Source organism: Micromonospora sp. AMSO1212t, assembly GCF_008868145.1.
Classification (GTDB): domain Bacteria; phylum Actinomycetota; class Actinomycetes; order Mycobacteriales; family Micromonosporaceae; genus Micromonospora; species Micromonospora tulbaghiae.
The window spans coordinates 1-23509 of record NZ_WBKS01000021.1 but is presented as its reverse complement, the minus strand read 5'-3'; the positions used below and the strand labels follow the sequence as shown (position 1 = coordinate 23509).

General features: G+C 74.2%; 20 protein-coding genes. 12 read left to right on the top strand and 8 right to left on the bottom strand.

Translation table 11 applies throughout. The features are described 5' to 3' along the window. Positions 1 to 5: 5 nt before the first annotated feature. The gene (locus tag F8279_RS08625) at positions 6 to 281 is read right to left on the bottom strand and encodes a DUF6412 domain-containing protein (protein WP_091422448.1); all 276 of its coding nucleotides are present in this window, start codon (positions 279 to 281) and stop codon (positions 6 to 8) included. Between the two features lie 184 nt (positions 282 to 465). On the opposite strand from F8279_RS08625, the gene F8279_RS08620 reads away from it, so the two are divergent. The 4 genes from F8279_RS08620 (at position 466) to F8279_RS08605 (ending at position 5464) form a co-directional block, all read left to right on the top strand. Further along, complete coding sequence (locus F8279_RS08620; protein ID WP_091422445.1) at positions 466 to 1614, top strand: glutamate--cysteine ligase; 1149 nt, start codon at positions 466 to 468, stop codon at positions 1612 to 1614. A gap of 41 nt (positions 1615 to 1655) precedes the next feature. Continuing rightward, positions 1656 to 3035 carry an FAD-dependent oxidoreductase gene (locus tag F8279_RS08615; protein ID WP_151499605.1) on the top strand — a complete coding sequence of 460 codons (1380 nt, stop codon included), beginning with the start codon at positions 1656 to 1658 and terminating at the stop codon, positions 3033 to 3035. A gap of 77 nt (positions 3036 to 3112) precedes the next feature. Further along, positions 3113 to 4534, top strand: a complete 1422-nt coding sequence (locus tag F8279_RS08610) for a WGR domain-containing protein (protein ID WP_151499604.1) — start codon at positions 3113 to 3115, stop codon at positions 4532 to 4534. A gap of 57 nt (positions 4535 to 4591) precedes the next feature. Continuing rightward, complete coding sequence (locus tag F8279_RS08605; protein ID WP_151499603.1) at positions 4592 to 5464, top strand: aminoglycoside phosphotransferase family protein; 873 nt, start codon at positions 4592 to 4594, stop codon at positions 5462 to 5464. A gap of 1 nt (position 5465) precedes the next feature. Here the strand turns inward: F8279_RS08605 and F8279_RS08600 are convergent, their stop codons facing one another. Continuing rightward, on the bottom strand, positions 5466 to 6275 hold the full coding sequence (locus tag F8279_RS08600; protein ID WP_151499602.1) for an Fpg/Nei family DNA glycosylase: 810 nt from the start codon (positions 6273 to 6275) through the stop codon (positions 5466 to 5468). A 278-nt stretch (positions 6276 to 6553) separates the two neighbouring features. Here F8279_RS08600 and F8279_RS08595 point away from each other — a divergent pair, with 278 nt between their 5' ends. From F8279_RS08595 to rocD, 5 genes are all read left to right on the top strand, one after another. After that, complete coding sequence (locus tag F8279_RS08595; protein ID WP_151499601.1) at positions 6554 to 7303, top strand: cellulose binding domain-containing protein; 750 nt, start codon at positions 6554 to 6556, stop codon at positions 7301 to 7303. 5 nt (positions 7304 to 7308) lie between these two features. Continuing rightward, positions 7309 to 8775 carry an RICIN domain-containing protein gene (locus tag F8279_RS08590; protein ID WP_151499600.1) on the top strand — a complete coding sequence of 489 codons (1467 nt, stop codon included), beginning with the start codon at positions 7309 to 7311 and terminating at the stop codon, positions 8773 to 8775. A 135-nt stretch (positions 8776 to 8910) separates the two neighbouring features. Next, a complete protein-coding gene (locus F8279_RS08585; RefSeq protein ID WP_151499599.1) occupies positions 8911 to 9813 on the top strand; it encodes a DMT family transporter in 903 nt (300 codons plus the stop codon). Positions 9814 to 10102: 289 nt separating this feature from the next. After that, complete coding sequence (gene ddaH / locus F8279_RS08580) at positions 10103 to 10918, top strand: dimethylargininase (protein WP_175438788.1); 816 nt, start codon at positions 10103 to 10105, stop codon at positions 10916 to 10918. Further along, complete coding sequence (rocD, locus tag F8279_RS08575) at positions 10918 to 12132, top strand: ornithine--oxo-acid transaminase (protein ID WP_192580656.1); 1215 nt, start codon at positions 10918 to 10920, stop codon at positions 12130 to 12132. Before ddaH ends, rocD begins: the two co-directional genes overlap by 1 nt. Before the next feature lie 79 nt (positions 12133 to 12211). Here rocD and F8279_RS08570 read toward each other — a convergent pair whose 3' ends face one another. Beyond that, positions 12212 to 13360, bottom strand: a complete 1149-nt coding sequence (locus F8279_RS08570) for an FHA domain-containing protein (RefSeq protein ID WP_091423270.1) — start codon at positions 13358 to 13360, stop codon at positions 12212 to 12214. A 227-nt stretch (positions 13361 to 13587) separates the two neighbouring features. Between F8279_RS08570 and F8279_RS08565 the strand changes: the two genes are divergently transcribed. Further along, positions 13588 to 14352: a hypothetical protein gene (locus F8279_RS08565; protein WP_091422425.1), complete on the top strand. Its 765-nt coding sequence runs from the start codon at positions 13588 to 13590 to the stop codon at positions 14350 to 14352. Positions 14353 to 14403: 51 nt separating this feature from the next. Here F8279_RS08565 and F8279_RS08560 read toward each other — a convergent pair whose 3' ends face one another. Beyond that, a complete protein-coding gene (locus tag F8279_RS08560; RefSeq protein WP_091422422.1) occupies positions 14404 to 15456 on the bottom strand; it encodes an acyl-CoA desaturase in 1053 nt (350 codons plus the stop codon). 284 nt (positions 15457 to 15740) lie between these two features. Between F8279_RS08560 and F8279_RS08555 the strand changes: the two genes are divergently transcribed. Further along, the gene (locus F8279_RS08555) at positions 15741 to 16520 is read left to right on the top strand and encodes an SDR family NAD(P)-dependent oxidoreductase (protein ID WP_013475298.1); all 780 of its coding nucleotides are present in this window, start codon (positions 15741 to 15743) and stop codon (positions 16518 to 16520) included. Positions 16521 to 16649: 129 nt separating this feature from the next. Here F8279_RS08555 and F8279_RS08550 read toward each other — a convergent pair whose 3' ends face one another. From F8279_RS08550 to F8279_RS08535, 4 genes are read right to left on the bottom strand one after another with little or no spacing between them, the layout of a single operon-like run. After that, positions 16650 to 20060, bottom strand: coding sequence for an SCO7613 C-terminal domain-containing membrane protein (locus tag F8279_RS08550; RefSeq protein WP_151499598.1), 3411 nt, complete (start codon positions 20058 to 20060; stop codon positions 16650 to 16652). A gap of 47 nt (positions 20061 to 20107) precedes the next feature. Continuing rightward, positions 20108 to 20428 carry a divalent-cation tolerance protein CutA gene (gene cutA / locus F8279_RS08545; RefSeq protein WP_091422416.1) on the bottom strand — a complete coding sequence of 107 codons (321 nt, stop codon included), beginning with the start codon at positions 20426 to 20428 and terminating at the stop codon, positions 20108 to 20110. A 57-nt stretch (positions 20429 to 20485) separates the two neighbouring features. Further along, positions 20486 to 21508, bottom strand: a complete 1023-nt coding sequence (locus F8279_RS08540; RefSeq protein WP_091422413.1) for a 1-acyl-sn-glycerol-3-phosphate acyltransferase — start codon at positions 21506 to 21508, stop codon at positions 20486 to 20488. Then, positions 21509 to 22342 carry a patatin-like phospholipase family protein gene (locus F8279_RS08535; protein ID WP_091422409.1) on the bottom strand — a complete coding sequence of 278 codons (834 nt, stop codon included), beginning with the start codon at positions 22340 to 22342 and terminating at the stop codon, positions 21509 to 21511. 177 nt (positions 22343 to 22519) lie between these two features. Here F8279_RS08535 and F8279_RS08530 point away from each other — a divergent pair, with 177 nt between their 5' ends. Next, positions 22520 to 23470 (top strand): serine/threonine-protein kinase, encoded by a 951-nt coding sequence (locus F8279_RS08530; RefSeq protein WP_225853195.1) that lies wholly within the window; start codon positions 22520 to 22522, stop codon positions 23468 to 23470. The last annotated feature ends 39 nt before the right edge of the window (positions 23471 to 23509 follow it).

Sequence of the window (23509 nt, the reverse complement as noted above, 5' to 3'; positions counted from 1 at the left end):
GGTGGCTACGCGGCCGAGGGGTGCAGGCCGGGTGCGCGGGGGCGCGGACGTCCCGGCGCGTCCGGGTCGACCTGCCGGGGCACCCCGCGACGGCGGGCGCGGGCCCGTAGTGCGGCGGCGAACCGGGTGCCGGGCGGCGTGGGCAGCGCGCGGACCCGCAGCGCGAGCAGGGTGGCGAGCAGCAGCGCGGCGACCACCGCCGCACCGGCGAGCAGCCCGGCCGGCCGGTCGGCGAACAGGGCGAGGGCGTAGGCCCACGCCCCCGTCAGCACCGCCAGCATCCCCGCCACGGGACCACCCTAGCCCGCGTTGTCACGCCCTACCGGCCCATGCGCGAACGCATCCGGCCGACCCGAACGGGCGAACCGGCGCCGACACGCCCACCGGCACGTTTCCCGAAACGGACACGGTGGGTAACAGGCCCTCGACCACGCGGCACGGTGCCGTGAGCGGTCCGGAGAGACGGTGGTGACGATGAGTGGCTCAGTGGCGGAGCGGGAGCGGAGCGCCGAACCGGGCGGAACCGACCTGCTGACAGTCGGCGTCGAGGAGGAGTTCCTGCTCGCCGACCCGCACACCGGCACCGCCGTACCCGCCGTCGACCTGGTGATGGAGCAGGTGCCGGCCGAGCTGCGAGGTCAGGTGGAACGCGAGTTCCAGACCAGCCAGATCGAGATCGGCAGCCCGCCCGGGCTGGACCTGTCCTCGATCCGGCACTCGCTGTCGATGCTGCGGACCGAGCTGGCCGACGCGGCCGAGCGGGCGGGCGTACGGCTGCTGGCGATCGGCACCGGTCCGGTCGACGGTCCGGTGCCGCCGGTGGTGGACAAGCCGCGCTTCGACCGGATGATCGAGCGGTTCCGGCTGCTGGTGCCCGGTCCCGGCAACAACGGCATGCACGTGCACGTCGGCATCCCCGACCCGGACACCGGCGTGCAGGTACTCAACCACGTCCGGCCGTGGCTGCCGATCCTGCAGGCGGTCACCGCGAACTCCCCGTTCGCCCGGGGCGAGGACACCGGGTACGCGAGCTGGCGCTCGGTGGAGTGGGAACGCTGGCCGTCGGTCGCGCCCACGCCGTTCCTGGAGTCGCACGAGCACTACGAGCGGCTGATCCGGCAGCTCATCGCCAGCGGGGTGATGCTGGACGAGGGGATGCTCTACTGGTACGCCCGGCTCTCCGCCAAGTACCCCACCGTGGAGATCCGCATCGGCGACGTCTGCCCGTCCGTGGACGACGCGGTGCTGGTGGCGGCGCTGGTCCGCGCGCTCGTCGCCACCGCGCTCACCGAAATCGCCGCCGGCCGTCCGGCGGTCAACACCGACCACCACCTGCTGGTGGCTGCGCACTGGCGTGCGGCCCACGACGGGCTCGAGGGCGAGGGCGTCGACCTCACCGACGGTGAGCTGCGGCCGGCCTGGGAGCTGCTGGACCGGCTGGTCGACCGGCTGCGCCCGGAACTGGAACGGCACGGCGACCTGGACCGGGTGACCGATCTGCTCGGCGGGCTGCGCCGGCACGGCAGCGGCGCGGCGCGGCAGCGGGCGGTGTTCGCGCGTACCGGGAGCCTCGTCGACGTGGTCGCGGACGTGGCGCGGCAGACCCGTGGCTGAGCGGCCGCACGGCCGCGGCCCGGCGTGACAGGATGGGCGACGTGGCCGAGCGCATGATCGTCATCGGCGGCGACGCCGCCGGCATGTCGGCGGCGTCGCAGGCGCGGCGCCGCCGCGACCGGTCCGAGCTGGAGATCGTCGCGTTCGAGCGTGGGCACTTCACCTCCTACTCGGCCTGCGGTATCCCCTACTGGGTCAGCGGCGTGGTGCAGGAGCGGGACGAGTTGATCGCCCGCGATCCGAAGACCTTCCGCGACGAGTTCGGCATCGAGGTCCGCACCCGGCACGAGGTCACCGCCATCGACCTGGACCGCCGCGAGGTGGTCGCGCGGGACCTGGACGGCGGTGGCGAGGTCCGCGCCGGTTTCGACACCCTGGTGTACGCCACCGGCGCGTCCCCGGTGCAGCCGGACTGGGCGCGCGACGACGTGTCGGGCGTGTTCGGCGTGCAGACGCTGGACGACGGGGCGGCCCTGATCGACTGGCTCGAACGCGAGCCCCGGCCCCGGCACGCGGTGGTGGTCGGCGGCGGCTACGTCGGCGTCGAGATGGCCGAGGCGCTCGTGCAGCGCGGGCTGACGGTCCAGCTGGTGGAGCAGGCCGACCAGCCGATGTCCACTGTGGATCCGGACATGGGCGAGCTGGTGGCCGAGGCGATGCGGGCCACCGGGATCGGCGTCCGCACCGGCCTCGAGGTCACCGGCCTCCAGGAGCGCGACGGCCGGATCTCCGCGGTGGTCACCGACGAGGGGCCGATCCCGGCCGACGTCGTGGTGCTGGGCCTCGGGGTACGCCCCAACACCGCGCTCGCCGAGGCCGCCGGCCTGTCGATCGGTCCCTCCGGCGCGGTCCGTACCGACCGCCGCATGCGGGTGCCGGGCGTGTCCGGCGTCTGGGCGGCGGGCGACTGCGTGGAGTCCCTGCACCGGGTCAGCGGCATGCCCGTGCACATTCCGCTCGGCACGCACGCCAACAAGCAGGGCCGGGTCGCGGGCATCAACATCGGCGGCGGGTACGCCACCTTCCCCGGCGTCATCGGCACCGCCGTCACCAAGGTCTGCGAGCTGGAGGTGGGCCGTACCGGGCTGCGCGAGCGGGACGCGCGGGAGGCCGGCTTCGAGTTCGTCACCGTGCTGGCCCAGTCGACGAACCGGGCCGGCTACTACCCGGGCTCGCGGCCGATGACCGTCAAGCTGATCGCCGAGCGGCCCAGCGGGCGGCTGCTCGGGGCGCAGATCGTCGGTTGGTCCGAGGCGGCCAAGCGGATCGACGCGCTGGCCGTGGCGCTGTGGAACGGCATGACGGTGGACGAGATGACAGCGCTCGACCTGGGCTACGCGCCGCCGTACGCCCCGGTCTGGGATCCGATGCTGATCGCGGCCCGCAAGGCCGTCGACGCGCTCGCCGCCGGCGGCAGATGAGAAGTGTCGGTGGCCGGCGTTAGCGTGTGCGCGCCCTCGCGTTGCCGGTCCGGCACTTCCCCTCGGAGGTAACCCCCATGTCGCAGGAGACGACCTACCTCGAACTGTCCGAAGTGGACGGTGGAGCACACAAGTTCTACGAGGTGGTGGTCGACGACACCGCGATGACAGTGCGCTACGGGCGGATCGGCGACCAGGGCCAGGTGAAGACGAGCACCTACCCGGACAACACCCGCGCCCGCGCCGCCGCCGCGAAGAAGATCGGCGAGAAGGTCCGCAAGGGGTACGCCCCCGCGGTGCCCGGCGTACGCCAGAAGCGGACGGTGTCGCGCCGCCAGATCGTCAGCACCCGCTCGACCGCCCGCACCGCCCCGGTCCTGTGGCGGTACGCCTCGGGCGCGCCCGCCTTCGGCATCTTCGTCGACGACAGGCACTGCATGGTCGGCAACGAGCACGGCGTGATCACCACGCTCGACCACCACGCCCGGCTGGTCAACCAGGTCCGGCTCCCCGACGGGGTGAAGTGCATCGTCGCCGACGACGCCTGGGTCTACGCCGGTTGCGACGACGGCAACGTCTACGACCTGTCCGGCAAGGTGCCGCGCGCTGCGTACGCGATCGCGCCCGAGATCGACATCTACTGGCTGGACATCCACGACGGCGTGCTGGGCGTGTCCGACCGCGACGGCGGCATCTCGGCGATCGACCACGAGGACGAGTTCCTCTGGCGCCGGCCGGGGCGGGGCCGGTCGGCGTGGATGGTGCGTTGCGACGCCGACGCGCTCTACCACGGCCACTCGCAGGGGGTCACCGGCTACGACTGGCGCACCGGGCGCGAGCTGTGGCACACCGGCACCGGCGCGGTGCTGTTCGGCTGGCAGGAGCGGGACGCCGTCTTCGCCGGCACGGGCACCCGCGAGGTGGTGCGCCTGCGCAAGGACGGCCGGGCCGAGCAGGTCTACCGCTGCGACTCGGCGGTCTTCTCCTGCGCCACCGCCGAGGGCGGCCGGTACGTGTTCGCCGGCGACAGCGCCTCCTCGATCTACTGCTTCGACCAGGCCGGCAACCGGCTGTGGAAGCTCGGCACCGGCTGCGGCTCGGCGTACTCGATGCAGTACCACGACAACCGGCTCTACGTGGTCACCACGAGCGGCTACCTGGCCTGCATCGACGCGAGCGAGGCGGCGATCCGGGCGGCCGAGGCGGGCAGCGTGCCCGAAGTCGTCGACGTCAAGGCGCCGGCCCGGATGCCCGAGACGGCCGCCTGGACCTCGGTCGAGGTGACCACCGACGATCGCGACGGCGTGCTGGTGCAGTGCGTCGAGCAGGGCGGCCGGCTGCGCGTCCACGTCCTCGCCGACGGCTACCGGCGCGACTGGTCGGTGCAGTTCCCCAAGGGCATCCGCGAGCCGGGCGCGCGCTACCTGGTCACCGAGGTCCGCGAGTCCGGCCGGGGCGGCTTCTACCGCGCGTACGGGGACATCCGCCGGCTGCGCTGACGAGACACCGGCCGGGCCGGGCCTGCGGATCGTCGTCGCACCGGTCAGGATGTCCCGATGCGGTGCGACATTCCCGAAGGGCTGCGCTGGGTCGAGCGGACCGAGGCCGGCCGGGCGTGGCTCGCGGAGCTGCCCGGCCGGCTGGCCCACTGCGTCGCGCGGTGGGAGCTGACACCGGGTCCACCGTTCGCGTACGCGTTCGCCTCGCTGGCGCTGCCCGCGACGCTTCCGGACGGCACCCGTGCGGTGCTGAAGCTCCAGTACCCGGACGACGACAGCGTCCACGAGGCCACCGCGCTGGCGCACTGGGACGGGCGGGGCGCGATCCGGCTGCTCGCCCACGACGCCGACCGGCGCGCGCTGCTCGTCGAGCGGTGCGACCCCGGTACGCCGCTGCACTCGCTGGCGGCCAACGCGGCGCTCGACGTCGCGATCGGCCTGCTACCGGGGCTCGCGGTGCCGGCCGGTGCGCCGTTCACGCCGCTGGCCGAGGAGGCGGCCGGCTGGGCGGAGCGGATGCCTGGTAACTGGCGACGGGCCGGCCGCCCGTACGAGCGGCGCCTGCTCGACGCCGCGCTCGGGCTCCTCACCGACCTGGTGCCGAGCCAGGGCGAGCAGGTGCTCGTGAACCAGGACCTGCACGCCGGCAACATCCTGGCCGCCGGGCGCGAGCCGTGGCTGGTGATCGACCCGAAGCCGCTGGTCGGCGAGCGGGAGTTCGCGGTGGTGCCGCTCGTGCGCGGCGCGGAGCTGGGCCACTCCCCGGCGGCGGTGCGGCACCGGCTCGACCGGCTCAGCACCGAGCTGGGCCTGGACCGGGAACGGGTACGCGGCTGGGCGATCGGGCAGACGGTGGCCTGGAGCATCGGCGGCGACCAGGTCTTCCCCGGCAACGTCGAGGCGGCCCGCTGGCTGCTCGACGAGATGTGACTCAGCCCGCCTGGCAGGTCGGGCACCAGTAGAGGTTGCGCCCCGCGAGCACGCCCCGGCCGACCGCCGTGCCGCAGACGTGGCAGGGCGCGCCGGGGCGGCGGTAGACGTACACCTCGCCGCCGTGCCGGTCCACGCGCGGCGCGCGGCCGGTCACCTCCGGCAGGTCGGCGTCGCGCACGGTGTCGATCCGGCCCCGCTCGACCGCGCGGGTCATCAGCGTCACCAGGTCCGCCCAGAGTTCGGCCCAGCCGGCCGGCGTCAGCTCCCGCCCCGGCAGCAGCGGTGGCAGGCCGGCCCGGAACAGCGCCTCGGTCACGAAGATCAGGCCGGTGCCGGCCACCACCGACTGGTCGAGCAGCAGCGCGGCCAGCGGGGTGGGGCTGCGGCGGATCCGCGCGTACGCCCGGTCCGGGTCGGCGTCGGCGCGCAGCGGGTCCGGCCCGAGCCGGTCCCGCAGCGCCCCCACCTCGGGCGGGGTCAGCAGCTCGCAGGCGGTCGGGCCGCGCAGTTCCAGCCAGTGCCGGTCGCTGTGCAGCCGCAGCCGCACCTGCCCGACCGGGGCCGGCGGCTCCCCCGGCCCGTCGGCGAACTTGCCGTACAGGCCGAGGTGTACGTGCAACGTCAGCTCGCCCGCGTAGTGGTGCAGCAGGTGCTTGCCGTACGCCTCGGTGCCGTCCAGGACGGTGCCGCTCAGGCGGGCCGCGCCCTCGGCGAAGCGCCCCTGCGGGCTGTCGGCGTGCACCTTGTCGCCCGCGAACAGCTCGGCGTGCCGGGCGGCGAGGCGGTGGATGGAGTGTCCCTCTGGCACGACCGCCAAGCGTAGTCAGCAGAGCGCGCCACCGGCGACTGCGGGCCGTGGGACGACGTTGAATCGATGTTCGTCGACTGAAAGACTGGCGGCCGTAGTGCTCGGGAGCCAGCGCGAGCCGCTCGATCTCGCCGGAGGGACAAGCGCGGGGTGATGCGCCACCCCGGTGCCGGGCAGTCCTCTCCGGCACTCCGCCGTGCCGCCGCGGCGGCGACATCGCGGTCCACCACCACTCCGGCGCCGACCGCCCCCCGGCGCCCCCAGCTCGGGAGAGACAGATGCTCCGTACGCTCGGCGCGGCACTGGCCGCCGCCCTCGCCCTGACCGGCCTGGCCGCCTCGGCCGGTGCCGACCGGTCGCCCGCCACCACCACGATGACGCCCGCCACCGCGGCGACGCCCACCCCGACACCCACGTTCGCGTGCCCCCCGGCGCTGCCGGTCACCGGCCAGGTGACGGGCGCCACCACCACCAGCGTCACCATCACCTACTGGATGGTGCTCAGCCCGCCCTGCGGCTACGACCCGCCGCTCCTCGTCAGCCTCTTCACCAGCCGCGAGGACGCCACCGGGTGGCGCGACCCGGTGGCCGAGGCCGTCACCGGGCCGCAACGATCCGGGACGGTGACCATCGGCGGCCTGACCCCGGGCACCGAGTACTGGTTCCGGTTCGGCGACACCAAGGGCACGCGGGATCCGTACGTGATCGGCGGACCGGCACGCACGCTGTCGCTCTGCTCCGCGACGGCCACGATCGACAGCAGGTGGGGCGGCGGCTTCGTCGCCACCGTGACAGTGCGCAACGACGGCACCGAGCCGGTCCCGGGCTGGCTCGTCTCGTGGCGGTGGTCCGGTGACGAGCGCATCCAGTCGGTCTGGGGCGGCGTGGCCGAGGGCGCCGGCCAGGACGTCGCGGTCCGCAACGCCTCCTGGAACGGGTCGCTGGCGCCGGGCGCTTCGACGACGTTCGGCCTGCTCGTGGCGGCAAGCGCGACGCCCGCCGCCATCACGCCGGTCTGCGGGCGGTGACCGGCATGCGATGGACGGCGCGGCACGACCGGACGCCAGGAGGTGGCCGCCTCCTGGCGGCGGCGCTGGCGCTCGCGGTGGCGCTGGCGGCACCCGTGGTGGGACCGGCAGCGGGCGCGCTCGCGGCGCCGGTGACGGTCACCAACGGCACCCAGTTCACCGACACCAACGGCGCCGTGGTGCACGCCCACGGCGGCGGCGTGCTCAAGGTCGGCGACTACTACTACTGGTTCGGCGAGAACCGCAACCCGGACAACACGTTCCGGGCGGTGTCGGTCTACCGCTCCACTGATCTGCGCACCTGGGAGTTCCGCAACAACGTGCTCACCCAGTCGTCGGCCGCCGAGCTGCGGGTCGCCAACATCGAGCGGCCGAAGGTCGTCTACAACGCCGGCACCGGCCGGTTCGTGATGTGGATGCACAAGGAGAACGGGTCGGACTACAACGAGGCGCGGGCCGCCGTCGCCTCGTCGGCCACTGTGGACGGCGACTACACCTACCACGGCAGCTTCCGCCCGCTCGGACAGCACATGTCCCGCGACATCACGCTCTACAACGACAACGGCACCGCGTACATGATCTCGGCCGCCGACGACAACTACGACCTGCACATCTACCGGCTCACCTCGGACTACCTGAACGTCGCCGCTCTGGTGGGCAACTTCTGGGACGGTGCGCACCGCGAGGCGCCGGCGATGTTCAAGCGGGGCGGCACCTACTTCCTGCTGACCTCGGGGGCCACGGGCTGGAGCCCGAACCAGGCCCGGTACGCCACCGCGCCGAGCATCTCGGGACCGTGGAGCGGCTGGACCGACGTGGGCAGCGGCACCACGTTCAACTCCCAGCCCGCCTTCGTGCTGCCGGTCCAGGGCACGTCCGGCACCAGCTACCTCTACCTGGGTGACCGGTGGGCGGGCGCCTGGGGCGGCCCGGCCAACGACTCCCAGTACGTGTGGCTGCCGATCAGCTTCCCGACCGCCACCAGCATGAGCCTGACCTGGTACCCGTCCGTCACCGTCGACACGGCGGCGGGCACGGTCACCGGCAACTCGCCCGCGTACTACCGCGTCACCGCCCGGCACAGCGGCCGGGTGCTCGACGTGATCAACGGCTCCACGGCGAACAACGCCGAGGTCAAGCAGTGGGGGTGGAACGGCGGCGGAAACCAGAGGTGGGAGTTCCAGGACGCCGGCGGCGGCTGGTTCCGCCTCGTCAACGCCGCGAGCGGCAAGTGCCTCGACGTCGCGAACGCGTCCACCGCCGACGGCGCCAACATCATCCAGTACACCTGCGGCAGCGGCGCCAACCAGCAGTGGCAGTGGGCCGCGCTCGGCGACTGGTTCCAGCTGCGGGCCCGGCACAGCGGGAAGTGCCTGGACGTGGTGAACGCCGGCACCGGCGACGGCGCGGACGTCCAGCAGTACACCTGCGGTGCGGGCACCAACCAGCAGTGGTCACGCACCGTGTCCTGACCGGCGGCGATCTCCGCACGCTCCGATGCCGACCGCCGGAGCGTGCGGAGCGGGCCACGGGTGTCGATTTCGGCACACCTGGGTACTTCCTGCATGTCATGCGCGGCCTCCGCGCCTGGATCAGGAGGTGCCATCGTGAAGATCTTGTCCCGCCGGAACTCTTCGGCGACCAGTACCGATACCAACGGCGACGGCGTGGTCGACGAGCGCGACCGGACCGCCGAGCAGCCGGCCGACCGCCCCGTGGTCACCGACCGCGACGAGGAGCGGACCACGTACCGCAGCGCGGCTGCCGCGACCGACGACGAGCGCGCCCGGGACGCGGCGGCCGGCCGGGACGCGCGCGACCTCGACGCGACCACGACCACCGACGGCCGGAGGACGGCCGCGGCGACCGACGCCCCGAACACGGCGGCCGACGACGAGCGGGACGCGGAGGCGCGGCGACGGGCGGCGGACCGGGCTGCGGCGGCGCGTGCGGTCACCGGCCGCCGGGCCGACACCGACACGCGGACCGCTCCGGTGACCGACGCCCGGACGGTCGGCGCGACGCCCGCCGCCGAGCGCACCGCCGACCTGGACCGCGACGGCCGTCCGGACCACACCGACCTGGACCGGGACGGCCGTACCGACCTCGACCGGGACGGCCGGCCCGACGGTACGGACGCCGACCGCGACGGCCGGGTGGACCGGCCGGAGCCGTACACCACCAAGCGTCCCCGGGCCAGCCTGCTCGCCACGCTCGGCCTGATCGTCTCCGTGGTCGGGGCGCTGTTCGTGCTCTCCGGCACGCTCGCCGGGTACGGCATCGGCGTCGGTGCGGTCGGTGCCGTGCTGGCGGTGCTGGGCCTGATCGCCACCCGTCGTCGGCACGTGGCGGGCAAGACCGACGCGCTGATCGGCGTCACGGTCGGCCTGGCCGCCGTGGTGCTCGGCATCGTGGCGATGACCGGCCAGTTCGACTGGCCGACCACCGACGGCGACTGGGTGGGCCGCTTCCGCGAGTGGCTCGACTCACAGTTTGGCAACTGGTTCTGACGGGCACTGTCCCGATCGCCGACGCAGGGCGTCGGCAGCCTGATCAGCTCCGGTGGTTCACCGGCCGGGCAACACCTCTTTCGGGGGCGGCGGTTCGCCGCCCCCGAAGTGTGTCCGGCGTCGACGCAATGATCGCTCGCAGCTGACCGATTCAACGCAACGATTCGCTGCTCAACGCAACTTCTCGCGGTGGATGTCGTCTACCCGGGCCGCATAACGTTGGACCACGGCGCCAGCCCGTGGGCCGACCGTGGCCGGGCGCGCCCGACACTGGGAGCACGACATGACGATGGACGCCATCCGCCAGCGCTTTTTGATGTGCCGGCCGACGTACTTCGCCGTCGACTACGCGATCAACCCGTGGATGGACCCCACCGCCCCGGTCGACGCCGACCTGGCGATCCGGCAGTGGGAGCAGCTTCGGCGCACGTACCTGGACCTGGGCCACGAGGTCGACCTGATCGAGCCGGTCGCCGGCCTGCCGGACATGGTCTTCGCCGCGAACGGCGGCACCGTGATCGACGGCAGGGCCATGGCGGTGCAGTTCCGCGACCCGCAGCGCGCCGACGAGGCGCCCGCGTACCGGGCCTGGTTCGAGGGCGCCGGCTTCGAGATGTACGACCCGAAGCACGTGAACGAGGGCGAGGGCGACGTCCTGCTGGCCGGCGACCACCTGCTCGCCGGCACCGGGTTCCGCACCGCGCACGCGTCGCACGCGCAGCTCCAGGAGATCTTCGGCTACCCGGTGATCACCATGCAGCTGGTGGACCCCCGCTTCTACCACCTGGACACCGCGCTGACGGTGCTCGACGAGCGCACCGTGGCGTACCTGCCGGAGGCGTTCTCCCCCGGCAGCCGGGCGGTGCTGCGCCGGCTGTTCCCGGACGCGATCCACGCCACCATGGCCGACGCCGAGGTGCTGGGCCTGAACGCGGTGAGCGACGGGCGGCACGTGGTGCTGCCCGCGCAGGCCACCGACCTGGCCGCGAAGCTGCGCGACCGGGGCTACGAGACCATCGGGATCGACCTGTCCGAGCTGCGCAAGGCCGGCGGCGGACCGAAGTGCTGCACGTTGCGACTCCGTCAGGGAAAGGCGAGCAAGTGATCATCGACGACATGCTGCGGACTCCGTCCGCGGTCCGGGACGCGGAGCGTCACACGGCGCACAACTACCACCCGCTGCCCGTGGTGATCTCGTCGGCCGAGGGCGCCTGGCTGACCGACGTGGACGGCCGCCGCTACCTGGACTGCCTGGCGGGATACTCGGCGCTGAACTTCGGCCACCGGCACCCAAAGCTGATCGAGGCCGCGCACGCGCAGCTCGACCGGCTCACGCTGACCAGCCGCGCGTTCGTCCACGACCAGTTCGCCGACTTCTGCCGCGAGCTGGCCGCGCTCTGCGGCAAGGACCTGGTGCTGCCGATGAACACCGGCGCCGAGGCGGTGGAGACCGGCATCAAGGTCGCCCGCAAGTGGGGTTACCAGGTCAAGGGCGTCACGCCGGGCCAGGCCAACATCGTGGTGGCGGAGGGCAACTTCCACGGCCGTACGACCACCATCGTCAGCTTCTCCACCGACGAGGACGCGCGCGCCGACTTCGGGCCGTACACCCCGGGTTTCACTGTGGTCCCCTACGGCGACCTGGCCGCGCTGACCGAGGCGATCGACGAGAACACGGTGGCCGCGCTGCTGGAACCGATCCAGGGTGAGCAGGGCGTCGTGGTGCCGCCGGAGGGCTACCTGCCGGGTGTGCGCCGCGTCTGCACCGAGCGCAACGTGCTTTTCGTCGCCGACGAGATCCAGTCGGGCCTGGGGCGTACCGGCGCGACGTTCGCGTGCGAGCACGAGGGCGTCGAGCCGGACATGTACCTGCTGGGCAAGGCGCTCGGCGGCGGCATCGTGCCGGTGTCGGCGGTGGCCGCGAACCGCGACGTGCTGGGTGTGCTCCAGCCGGGCCAGCACGGCTCGACGTTCGGCGGCAACCCGCTGGCCTGCGCGGTCGCGACCGAGGTGGTCCGGCTGCTCGCCACCGGCGAGTTCCAGCGCCGCTCGGCCGAGCTGGGCGAGCGGCTGCACGCCGGGCTGCGCGGCCTGATCGGCAAGGGCCTGGTGGCGGTACGCGGTCGCGGACTGTGGGCCGGGCTGGACATCGACCCGGCGCTGATGACCGGCCGGCAGGCGTGCGAGCTGCTGATGGAGCGGGGTGTGCTGGCGAAGGACACCCACGGCTCGACCATCCGGCTCGCCCCGCCGCTGGTGATCACCGAAGAGGAGATCGACCACGCGGTGGCGCAGCTCGCCGCCGTCCTGGCCGGCTGAGGCCGTACGCGACGAGGCTCACTCCGTACGCGAGAAGGCGCCGGGACCGCGACGGTCCCGGCGCCTTCGCACGTGCCCGTCACTGACGCGGCAGCCGCATCGCCATGGTCGGCGCCTCGGCCATCACCGAGTTCGGGGTGTACTTCGCGTCGCTGCTCATGTCGTCGGCGCGGCCCACCTGCACGCCCGGGTACAGCTCGATCAGGTCGCCCTCGGCGAGCACCCGGGACTGCTGCGGCGCCAGCGCGAGCCGCTCGTGCTCCGCCATCGAGCCACCGGGGCGTACGCCGGAGCCGTTGGTGCTGGTGTCGGTGACCACCACCTCGCCCACCCGCAACTCCAGCCGGATGTGGCTGCGGCTGATCCAGCGCCGGGCCTCGTCGTTGAGCCACTGGCCGAGCGTCACCCCGCCCGGCCCGTCCGGTGCCCGGCCGACCGCCACCGGCTCGGTCTCGGTGAGCGCGAACCTCTTGCGGACCAGACCGCCGATGCGCACGGCGAGCACAGCGGTACGCGGGCGCGGGCCGGCGTCGGAGAGCCGCGCGCCGTGCCGGGGGCAGGTCGGCGCGCCGGTACGCAGGGTGGGCGGCGGCTGCTCGGCCGGCACCCGGTCCACGGCGGCCAGGTCGGCGAAGGCGCCACCGCCCCCGCCGCCGCCGAACAGCGCGCAGCCCGGCTCGGGGCACCGCCACTTCCGGGAGAGCACCTTGACCCCGGCCGGCGATCGGCTGCCGGTGGCCGGGTCCTGGCCGCCGCCGACGTGCGCGATGAAGACCGGCCCGCCGGCGCCGGGCACCGGGGCGAGCACCCGGCCCGCCTGCCCGATCCACGGGTACCGCCCGACGAGCCCGTCCAGCCGCGCCCGGGTGAGCACCGGCAGGCCGAGCAGGTCGGCCACCTCCAGCATCCGGTCACCGGGCTGGTCGAGCACCTCCACCAGGCCGTCGTCGGCCCACCGGCGCACCACCATCCGCTCGTTGGAGGTCAGGTCGGCGTCGGACAGCAGCGCCCGGTGCACGATCGCGTAGACCGGGACGCTGTCCTCGCCGATCTGCCGGGACAGCGCGTCGATCACCATGCCGAGCCGCAGCAGGCTGGCCGGACGGCCGCCGTCCAGGTTCTGCCAGCGGATGACCTCGGCCAGGTCGACCACTGCCCGGGCCAGCGACGGGTCGGTGCAGACCCGACCCTCGATGGCGTCGAGCACCTTGCTGATCTCGAATCTCATGCCGCAGCTCCGCACGATGTCGTCCCGTGACGCGGCCGGGGCCGGTCGGCCCGCCGCGCCGCGCGCCACCACCGTGACGCGCCCTCCACCAAGCGACGACCCTACCGGCCACCCCCGCCGGCAGCCTCGCGGCGCACTCCCGAAAAGGGGCGCACGCCACCCGGCGGGCGCCGTTACATTGATCGTCCGGCCCCGGTGGGGGCCCTTTTTGCGGAGGAACATCACTGATGACGAAACGACGGCTGGCGACCACGGGGGTCGCGCTCGTCGCGGTGCTCGGCCTCGGTCTGACCGGGTGCGGCGACCGGACCGGAGCGGACGCGCCAGCCGAACGGGCCGCCGCGCCGGGCTCCGCGAGCCCGGCGACGACGCCGCGTGACGAACTGACCGCCGCCATCGAGAAGCTCAACGAGCAGACGCTGCGGGTCAAGCTGGACTCGGCCATGCTCAGCGCGCACGGTGTGACCGATCCGCGGGCCCGCACCATGCAGACCACCCTGACGATGGCCGCGTTCGGTGAGGTGCGCATGCTGGTCATCGGCGCCGACACCTGGGTCAAGTTCGACGGCGAGCTGGGCGAGCAGTTCGGCGGTTCCCGGAAGTGGCTGCGCATGGACACCGGCAACGGCGTGATGCCGGTGGACGACCCGGGCGGGGTGAAGAAGCTGCTCGCGGCAGTGGTCGACGTCCGCCGCTCAGGTGACCGCTCGTACGCCGGGACGCTCGACTACACGCGCAGCGGCGCCAACGGGAAGGCCCTCGCGGCGGCGGGCGACAAGGCGAAGGCCCTGCCGTTCACCGCGACGGTGGACGAACAGGGGCGCCTCAGCACTTTCACGATGGACATGACGCCCATCGACGCGTCGCTCGGCCAGATGTCGGTCACCTACTCCGAGTTCGGCACGCCGGTGCGGTTGAGCCCGCCCGCGGCCGGTGCGGCGGAGGAGGCGCCGGCGGAGATCGCCGCGGCCTTCTCGGGCACCCGGTCCTGACCTGACGCCGGGCGGAGGCGCCCCCACTCGCCCCCGCCCGGCTCGTGCCGCTCAGGCCGTGCGCAGCGGCCGGCCCACGTCGTGCAGGTGCGCCAGCGCCTGCCGGTACGACTCGAACAGCCCGGTCTCGGCGTACGGGACGCCCTGCTCGGCGCAGTACGCCATGACCAGCGGCCGGGCGCGGCGCAGGTTGCCGCGCGGCATGTTCGGGAACAGGTGGTGCTCGATCTGGTAGTTGAGCCCGCCCAGCGCCAGGTCGACGAACCGGCCGCCGCGGACGTTGCGCGAGGTCAGCACCTGCTTGCGCAGGTAGTCCAGCTCGTCGTCGGCGGTGGGCATCGGCATGCCCTTGTGGTTCGGGGCGAACGAGCAGCCCATGTAGAGCCCCCAGAGTCCCTGGTGCACGGCGACGAACAGCAGCGCCTTGGCCGGGGACATGACCGCGAACAGCAGACCGAGGTAACCGGCGGCGTGCGCGGCGAGCAGCAGCGCCTCCACGGCCCGGTGCCGCATCGGCACCCGCCACCGGCCGTCCGGCTCCCGGCCGACCAGCGCCTGCACGCTCGCCACGTGCAGCGCCAGCCCTTCCAGCAGGAGCAGCGGGAAGAACAGCCACGCCTGGCGCCGGGCCATCCACCGGCTCAGGCCGCGCGTCGCCGTCGCCTGCTCGTACGTCCAGACCAGCGCGCCCGCGCCGACGTCCGGGTCCTCGTCGGTGTGGTTCGGGTTGGCGTGGTGCCGGTTGTGCTTGTCCACCCACCAGCCGTAGCTGAGCCCGACCGCCAGGTTGCCGGCGACCAGTCCGGCCGCCTCGCTCGGCCCGCGCCGACGGAACATCTGCCGGTGCCCGGCGTCGTGGCCGAGGAACGCCACCTGCGTGGTCGCCACCGCCATCACCACCGCCAGCGGCACCTGCCACCACGAGTCACCGACGAGCGCCACCACTACCCAGCCGGCCACGAACGCGCCGAGCGTGAGCGCGATCCGCAGCGCGTACCGGCCGGGCCGCCGCTCGAGCAGTCCCGCCTCGGCGATCCGGCGGGACAACCGCGCGTAGTCGCTGCCCCGCCGTGCCGCGGGTTCCGTCGACGTGGAAGAAGTCATGTCGCCCCCGATGCCGCGAGCCACGCTCTCGTACGCGACTCTCCGTCACCAATTCTGGCGACAGTCGTCGCCCTAGGTAATCCCGCAGGCCCCCGGCTGCGGGGTGGTGCTGTCCCTACCTCTCCAGGCCGGAGCGACGCAAACATCCTCATCACACCGCAGCGGACGCTCGCGCCAGTGGGCGCACCCCATCTGACCAGCTAATATGTACGTAAAGACGAGGGTCATTCATCCGAACGGACAGGGTGTCGGCCACACGGTATCGACAGACGGGAGACAGCGCGATGCGTGGATTGACGGACAAGGTGGTGTTGGTGACGGGTGGCGGCTTCAGCCCGGACCAGGTCGGCTCCGGACTCGGCATGTCCATGTGCGTCGAGCTGGCCGCCGAGGGCGCGAAGGTCGTCGTGTCCGACCTCTCCCTGGAGCGCGCCGAGGCGACCGTCACGCGCGTCAAGGAAGCCGGCGGCGACGCGGTCGCGGTGGCGGCCGACGTCACCGACGAGGACTCGGTACGCGCCATGGTGAGTGCCGCCCTCGACGCGTACGGCCGCATCGACGTGCTGGTGAACAACGCGGGCGTGTTCGGCGCGTACGTGCCGCTGCTGGAGATCGAGAACAGCCAGTGGGACCGCGTCATGGAGGTCGACCTGAAGGGCGTCTTCCTCGCGACCAAGGCCACGCTGCCGCACATGCTGGAGCGCGGCAAGGGTGTCGTGATCAACGTGTCGTCGGCGTCCGGCGTGGTCGCCAGCGAGGTCGGCGCGGAGTACACCACCGCCAAGCACGGCGTCATCGGGCTCACCAAGCAGATCGCCTACGACTACGGCCACCAGGGCATCCGCGCGGTCGGCATCGGCCCCGGCGTGATCAAGACCGCCGCCTTCGAGGGCGCGGAGATCACCAGCGACTTCCCGTTCTACGACCTGACCATGCAGGCGCCCGCCGGCCGGTACGGCGAGCCGCACGAGATCGCCCGCGCGGTCTGCTTCCTCGCCAGCGACGACGCGTCCTTCATCCACGGCCACACCATCCCGGTCGACGGTGGTTCGCCGATCAGGTGAGGCGCACCGGTTCATCCGGGCCGGGAATCCAACAACCTTCGATTCCCTGCGGGCAATAATTGCCGTCGATCAATTTTGGCGCGGCGAAGCCCTCTCACCACTGTGGGTGAGAGGGCTTCGCCGCGTGGGTCAGCCGAGCCGGGCGACGGCGTCGCGCAGCCGGACCAGGTCGCGCCGGCGCCGCTCGTAGGTGGCGGCCAGCCCGATCAGCAGCAGCCCGCCGAGGGCCAGGAAGATCCAGCGGGGCAGCAGGTCCCAGCCTCGGCCCAGCTCGTGCAGCGCCAGTGGCACCAGCGTGGCCGCGCCCAGCACCACCGGCGCCTGCCAGCGCCGGGCCGACCCGGCGAACACCACTGCCACTGCCGCCGCGCCGAGCGCCAGCCGCCGCCACGGCTGCGGCTCACCGAGGACCAGCACCGACACGAGGCTCGGCAGCAACGCCGCGCCGAGCCCGGGGCCGAGCGCCAGCCAGCTGGTCAGCCCGGGCCGGCGCCGCAGCGCCAGCACCCCGGCGCCCAGGGCGAGCGCCGCCGCCGGCAGCGTGTACGCCTCCAGCACGACCACCCCGCGCGCTGCGAGCACCAGCCAGCCGCCGATCAGCTCGCTGCCCGCCGCGACCGCGGCCAGCACCCGGCGCCCGTCCGGCGACTCGCCCCGGCGCAGCACCCGGACCGCGACGGCCACGCCCCACAGCACGCAGACCGCCGCCGCGTGCCGCAACGAGCCGCCCGCGAGCAGCAGCGCGAGCAGCGCCACGGCCTGCGCCGCAGCCTCCAGCGCCCACGCGCCGGCCCGCCCTGCGCCGACGCCGCCCGGGCCGCCCGATCGGACCACGCGCAGCAGTGGCGCCGCGTGCAGCGTCACGGCCGCGACGGCGAGGACCGCGAAGGCTCCGGTACGCAGCGGCTGCCCGGCCGTGAGCGACGCGACGACAGCGAACCCGGTGGCCGCCGCGACGGCGCCCAGCCACCCCACGATCCGGACCACCGCCGGCCGTCCGGCCACCCCGGTCACCGCACCGGCCACCACCAGCACACCGAGCGCGGCGAGCGTCCCGGCGCGGGTGGCGAGCAGGCCGCCGAACCCGGGAACGGCCAGCACCACGCCCAGCGGCACGAGCACCGCCCGGTGCGCACCGGTGAGCGCGGCGGCCAGCAGCGCGGCCAGCCCGATCCCGAACGCCGTCGCCGGCACCACCGGCCAGGGCGCGCCGGCCGCCTCCGCCAGCACGGGCAGCGCCACCGCGCCGAACGGCGACGCGGCGAGCCACCACGCGACGCGGCGATCCGTCGCGGCGTACGCCCCGGCGGCGGCACCCAGGAGCAGCAGCACCAGCCCGGCGCGGGCGGTCCCGGCAGACGCCGTCGCGGCGGCGGGCACCCCGGACCCGGGCCGCACCGGCAGGTTCGCGAGCACCAGCAGCACGGTCCGCGCGCCGGCCAGCAGAGCCAGCCCGGCAAGCGCGGCACCCACCGCACGCGGGGCGACCGCCGGCCGGGAGCCGCCCCCGGCGGCGAGCGCCAGCAGGACCCCCGCCGCGGCGTACGGCGCCACCGGTTCCCCGCCCGGCGCGACGAGCGGCACGAGGCCGACCCCGGCGAGCGCCACGGCGAGCCCCGTCGAGGCGTACCCGCTCAGATCGGTCCACAGGCGACGGACCCCGAGCACGACGACGACCGGCACCACGACGGCGGCGGTGGCGCCCCGCAGTTGCCACCAGAGTGGCGCGCCCAGGCCGAGCAGCGCGACGGCCACCGCCGCCGGTACGGCGACCAGCGCCACCGCGAGGGCGACACCGCCCACAACCGGCTGCGCGTCCAGCCCGCGCCGGCCCAGCCCGGCCGCCGTCACGCCGAGCAGCGTCGTCACGGCGAGCACCGCCACCGCCCCGGCGGGCGCGGCGAAGCCGACCAGCAGCGCGTGCCCGAGCAGCACCGCACCGGCCGAGGCGGCGACCGGGACGGCCACCCGGCCCGGGCGCGGCCGGGCCACCGCCGCCAGCAGCAGCGCGGTGGCCGTCGCGAGGTCCACGACCAGCACCAGCGGCCACGGCGTCGCCGTCACGGCCGGCGCGGCGAGGGCAACCAGCCCGGCGGCGGCCACGCCGACGATCGGCCGGACGGCCCGGGGCGTCAGCAGCGCGACCGCCCCGGCGGTCAGCAGCAGGGCCACCGGAAGCTGCCAGCCCCAGGACGGGACCGGCACGTCCCGACCGCCCTGCCAGGCCGGGAAGCCGGCACTCGCGGTGGCCGCGCCGACCAGGCCGGTGAGCACGACCGCGACCTGGCCCAGCGCGGCGGCCACCGCGAGCGCGCCCACGAGCGGGCCGGTCCGGACCGACGCCGGCAGCACCCGGGCCGCACCGGCGAGCGCCGCCACCACCAGGCCGGCGGCGAGCAGCAGCAGACCGGCACGCAGCTCGCCGACCGGCCGGACCAGCGCGACCGCGAGCACCGGCACCAGCAGCCCGGTGGTCGTCGCGCGACAGAGGCGGCCACCGGCGGCGAGCGCGCCGGCGACCAGGGCCAGCGCCACCACCAGCAGCGGGCCGCCGGCCAGCAGCGGGGTACCCGCCGCGCGGCCGAGCGCCAGCGGCACCAGCGCGCAGCCGGCCGCCAGGACCAGCGCCACGCCGTGCCCGGTCCAGCCCAGCACCCGCCCGGCCACCAGCGCCGCGCGCGTGCCGGAGGTACGGCGGCGCAACGCGACCACCACCGCGAGATCGCCGAGCGCCACGGCGGTCAGCACCAGCGCCCAGCCGGCAGCAGTCGGCCGGAACGCCGCAGCGGCCAGCGGCAGCACCGGCTGCGCGAGCAGCCACGCCGCGAACCAGGGTGCGGTGAGGCGGCTGACCAGGGCGTACCCGGCCGCAACCGCCGCACCGATCGCCGTCACCAGCGCCGCGTACCGGCTGCCGGGCAGGCCGGTCACCCCGAACAGGTCCACCGACCAGGCGGCGTACCCGTCGAGGACCACCAGGAGCAGCGCCACCGAGGCGAGCGTCTCGGCGGTGCCGCGCAGCCCGCGAGCCCGGGCGACGAGCGGCGCGACCAGGGCGAGCGCGGTGACGGCGAGCAGGATCAGCGCCCGGCCGGCCACCCCGAACGTGGCCCACGCGACGGCGGTGAACACCACGGCGGCGGTGCCGAGCAGCAGTCCACCGAGGACGAACAGCAGGCCCTGGACCGCACGGGTGGAGGTTTCCGCGCCGCCGGGGCGTACCGCGGGGGTGGGTGGAACCGGCCGCGGCGGCGTCGGCGCCGGGGGCGGCGCGGGACCGGCGGCGCGCGGCGCGGGAATCTCCTGCCGGATCCGGGCGGCCACCGCCGCCCGCCGCTGCCGGGCCGTGACCAGCCGGCCGGACAGATCCTGGTACGCGAGCCGGGCCGCCTCGACGCGCGGCGTCAGCTCGGTGATCTCCCGGTCCAGCCGGACCACCTCGGCGGCGGGCGGGTAGGGCGGACGGCCGCAGGCGCGGCATCCGGCGACGAGGTCGGCCGGGGCGCCGCAACCGGGGCAGGGGTAGCCGGTGTTCTCCACCTCGCCAGCTTCGTCAACGGCGGGGCGGACGGACAGAGTAGGAGTACCTAGGGTCGGGTCTGCTCGTGTACCCAGGCGGTGTAGCCGGGATTGCCGCTGTCCTCCCGGCTGACCAGGATCTCCGGCACCTCGTACGGGTGGTTGGCGCGGAGCTGGTGGACCAGGGCGTCCACCCGGTCGGGCGCGGTCTTGAACCGCACCTGCCACTCGGCGGTGGTCTGGATCGCCGACTGCCACCAGTAGGTGCTGTCCACCGGGCCGCCGACCTGGGCGCAGGCCGCCAGCCGGCCGGCGACGGCCGCGGCCGCCAGCACGTCCGCGACCCCGCGGGCGTCCACCACAGTCGTCACCACGCAGATCTGCTCCACCAGCGCACCCTACGCGGCCTACCTGCCAGCGTGCTGAACACGCGGCGGCGATTCCGCTCAGGCGTCGGCCGCGCCGTTGCGGTTGGCGGCGATCCAGGTGTCGATGCGGGCCCACCAGTCGAACAGCCAGTCGATGCGCGCCTGCTCGCCGGCCGGGATCTCCTCCGGCGGCACCGACCAGAACCGCATCACGATCCGCTTGTCCATCGGCAACTCGCGCCACACGTCCGCGACGGTGAGCATCTGGTCCAGGCCGGTGTGCGCCACGAAGATCACCCCGGCGTCCGGCGCGGCGTCGAGCGCGGCGAGCAGCCCGCCCGGCTGCGGGGCGAGCACGTGCCGCATCCGCTCGGCCCGCCGCGCCATCCGTTCCAGCCCGAGCGACCGCAGGCGGTCGATCGCGCGCAGCCGCCGCGACGGGGTGAAGTTGCCGCCCTCCGGGAAGATCACGAACGCGTCGTCGTCGTCCAGGCCGGTGGCCAGGTGCCCGATCTGCCGCACCACCGACTCCCGCCCGTCCGGCCCGGCCGCGATGAACCGGTTGGGCAACCGGTTGAGCAGCACGTCGATGGCCGGATCCCACTGGAGCGTCTCCTTGAGCACGATCCGGGGTTCCCGCTTGAACCAGTTCACCAGCGCGTGGATCAGGATGAACGAGTCGCCGGGCCCGGCGTGCCGGCAGACCACCAGTTCGGGGCGGCCCGGCAGGGCGGTGTCCGGGTCGGTGCCGACCACGTCGATGCTCAGCCGCAGCGTCCACCGGGCCTGCCAGAACATCATCCGCAGGAACCAGCCGGCCAGGACGTAGTGGGCCCGCTGGAAGGCCGGCGCGCGCTTGTACGCGCCGAAGCCCGAGGCGAGCCAGAGCAGGAAGAGGGCGAGCAGCGCGGCGGCGTCCCAGACCAGGTAGACGGTGCCGATCCAGAGCAGCCGCAGCGGGCGCAGCCGTCCCGGCACCAGCGGGGACGCGGCGAGCGCCAGCAGCGCCCAGCCGGGCAGCGTGGTCACCACGAAGAAGGCCAGCAGCACCACTCCAGGTGCGAGCACCAGCCGGCGTAGCCAGCGGGGTGGCAGCGGCATTCAGCGCTCCAGCGCGGTGTCCAGGTATCGGCGGGAGGCAGTGTACGCCCGGCTGATCCGCCGGCCCACCGCTGCCGTGTCCCGGTACGCCCACGGGCTGTCGTCGCGCGGCTCCAGCCCGCCGGTGGGCAGCACGTGCACCTCGACGTCCTCGGGCAGTGCCGCCATCTCCCGCGCGAACCGGTGCCGGCGGGCGATCTCGAACGCCACCTGGGCGATCTCCCAGGGACGGCGCGGCGGGCTCAGCTCGCGTTCTATCCGGCCCACCTGGAGCACGAAGATCTGCTTGGCGCCGAGCAGTACCGCCTCGCCGACCGGGATCGAGTTGACCACCCCGCCGTCGATGTAGTGCTGGCCGTCGATCTGGGTCGGGGGCAGCAGCCCGGGCACCGAGGCGGACGCGAGCACCGCCGGCACCAGCGGTCCGGTGTGGAACCAGTGCTCGGCGGCGCGCTCGATGTTCGCGGCGCAGCAGCGGAACGGCACGGCCAGGTCGGCGAAGGTGGTCTCCTCGCCCAGCGTGCTCTCCAGCAGGCGGTACAGGGGCCGGGGCGAGTGCAGGTGGGTACGGGCGGCGAACCGGCGCAACTGCCGGGCTACCGAGTCGCCGTACACCTCGCTGGCCTCGGGCGACGCCCAGAGCCGGACCAGCCGGTCGGTGACCGCCTCGGTCGGGTCGGCGGCGACCAGGGCGCCGTTGACCGCGCCGATCGACGTGCCCAGCACCAGGTCGGGTTTGATCCGGGCGCGGAACAGGGCACGCAGCATGCCCACCTCGACCGCGCCGAGCACTCCCCCGCCGCCGAGCACGAACGCCACCGGACCCGCTGCCATGCGTTCATCCTGGCACGCGGCCCACAACCGGCCGGTCGGGCCGTCCCCGCTGGTCCCGGCCGTCACCGCGAGCCATCGCCGATGCGCGCCGCGCAATCGGCTCCGCGGGGACTGTTGACAGGTAAGACACATTCACGCAACCTGATAGCGCTCCCGAGCCCAGGCAGGTGCGAGCTGATGGCGACACTCCAGGCCGGCCGTCTGCTGGCCCGTCGGTACCGGCTCATCGACCGGATCGGCGCTGGTGGCATGTCGGTGATCTGGCGCGCCCGCGACGAGGTGCTCGACCGGGTGGTGGCGGTCAAGGTGCTCGCGCCCTCACTCGCCGCCGACGCCCGGTTCCGCGACATGGTGCGCGAGGAGGCCCGCTCGGCCGCCCAGCTCGACCACCCGCACGTCACAGCCGTGCACGACTACGGCGAGACGGTCGCCCCGGACGGCTCGATCACCTCGTTCGTGGTGATGGAGCTGCTCAGCGGCGAGGAGCTGGAACACCTGCTGACCCAGGGGCCGCTGCCCTGGCCGGCGGCGGTGGAGACGGGCGCGCAGGTCGCCGAGGCGCTCGCCGCGGCACACCGGCTCGGCATCGTGCACCGCGACGTGACTCCGGCCAACGTGATGATGACCGGCACCGGCGCGAAGGTGCTCGACTTCGGCATCGCCACCCGGATCGGCACGCCGGACGACGACGAGGACGGCGGCACGTTCGGCACCCCGGCGTACGTGGCCCCGGAACGGCTCGACGGCGCGCCCGCCCAGCCGGCCACCGACGTGTACTCGCTCGGCGTGCTGCTGTTCGAGACGCTGACCGGGCAGCCGCCGTACCCGGCGGAGACCTGGGAGCAACTGAGCGCGGCGCTGGCGGACAGCCCGGAGCCCACACTGGACGACGTACCGGGACTGCCCGGTCCGGTCGCGGACATCTGCCTGCGCTGCCTGGCCCGCGACCCGCGTCGCCGGCCCACCGCGCGCCGGGTCGCCGCCGTGCTGCGCGACCAGATGCTGCCCGCGGACCCGCAGGCGGCCACCATGCTGGCGCCGACCGTGACGCTGCCCGCGCTGACCTCCCCGCCGCCGGCCAGGGCAGCGGCCCCTGGGTCAGCAGGTGTTCCAGCTCCTCGCCGCTGAGCAGCTCCATCACCACGAACGAGGTGATCGAGCCGTCCG

Coding starts and splice junctions, on each gene's coding strand:
- F8279_RS08590 (WP_151499600.1), top strand. CDS start 7,309: ATGCGATGGACGGCGCGGCACGACCGGACGCCAGGAGGTGGCCGCCTC.
- F8279_RS08530 (WP_225853195.1), top strand. CDS start 22,520: ATGGCGACACTCCAGGCCGGCCGTCTGCTGGCCCGTCGGTACCGGCTC.
- F8279_RS08570 (WP_091423270.1), bottom strand. CDS start 13,360: ATGAGATTCGAGATCAGCAAGGTGCTCGACGCCATCGAGGGTCGGGTC.
- F8279_RS08555 (WP_013475298.1), top strand. CDS start 15,741: ATGCGTGGATTGACGGACAAGGTGGTGTTGGTGACGGGTGGCGGCTTC.
- F8279_RS08565 (WP_091422425.1), top strand. CDS start 13,588: ATGACGAAACGACGGCTGGCGACCACGGGGGTCGCGCTCGTCGCGGTG.
- F8279_RS08540 (WP_091422413.1), bottom strand. CDS start 21,508: ATGCCGCTGCCACCCCGCTGGCTACGCCGGCTGGTGCTCGCACCTGGA.
- F8279_RS08605 (WP_151499603.1), top strand. CDS start 4,592: ATGCGGTGCGACATTCCCGAAGGGCTGCGCTGGGTCGAGCGGACCGAG.
- F8279_RS08595 (WP_151499601.1), top strand. CDS start 6,554: ATGCTCCGTACGCTCGGCGCGGCACTGGCCGCCGCCCTCGCCCTGACC.
- F8279_RS08535 (WP_091422409.1), bottom strand. CDS start 22,342: ATGGCAGCGGGTCCGGTGGCGTTCGTGCTCGGCGGCGGGGGAGTGCTC.
- ddaH (WP_175438788.1), top strand. CDS start 10,103: ATGGACGCCATCCGCCAGCGCTTTTTGATGTGCCGGCCGACGTACTTC.
- F8279_RS08560 (WP_091422422.1), bottom strand. CDS start 15,456: ATGACTTCTTCCACGTCGACGGAACCCGCGGCACGGCGGGGCAGCGAC.
- F8279_RS08610 (WP_151499604.1), top strand. CDS start 3,113: ATGTCGCAGGAGACGACCTACCTCGAACTGTCCGAAGTGGACGGTGGA.
- F8279_RS08625 (WP_091422448.1), bottom strand. CDS start 281: ATGCTGGCGGTGCTGACGGGGGCGTGGGCCTACGCCCTCGCCCTGTTC.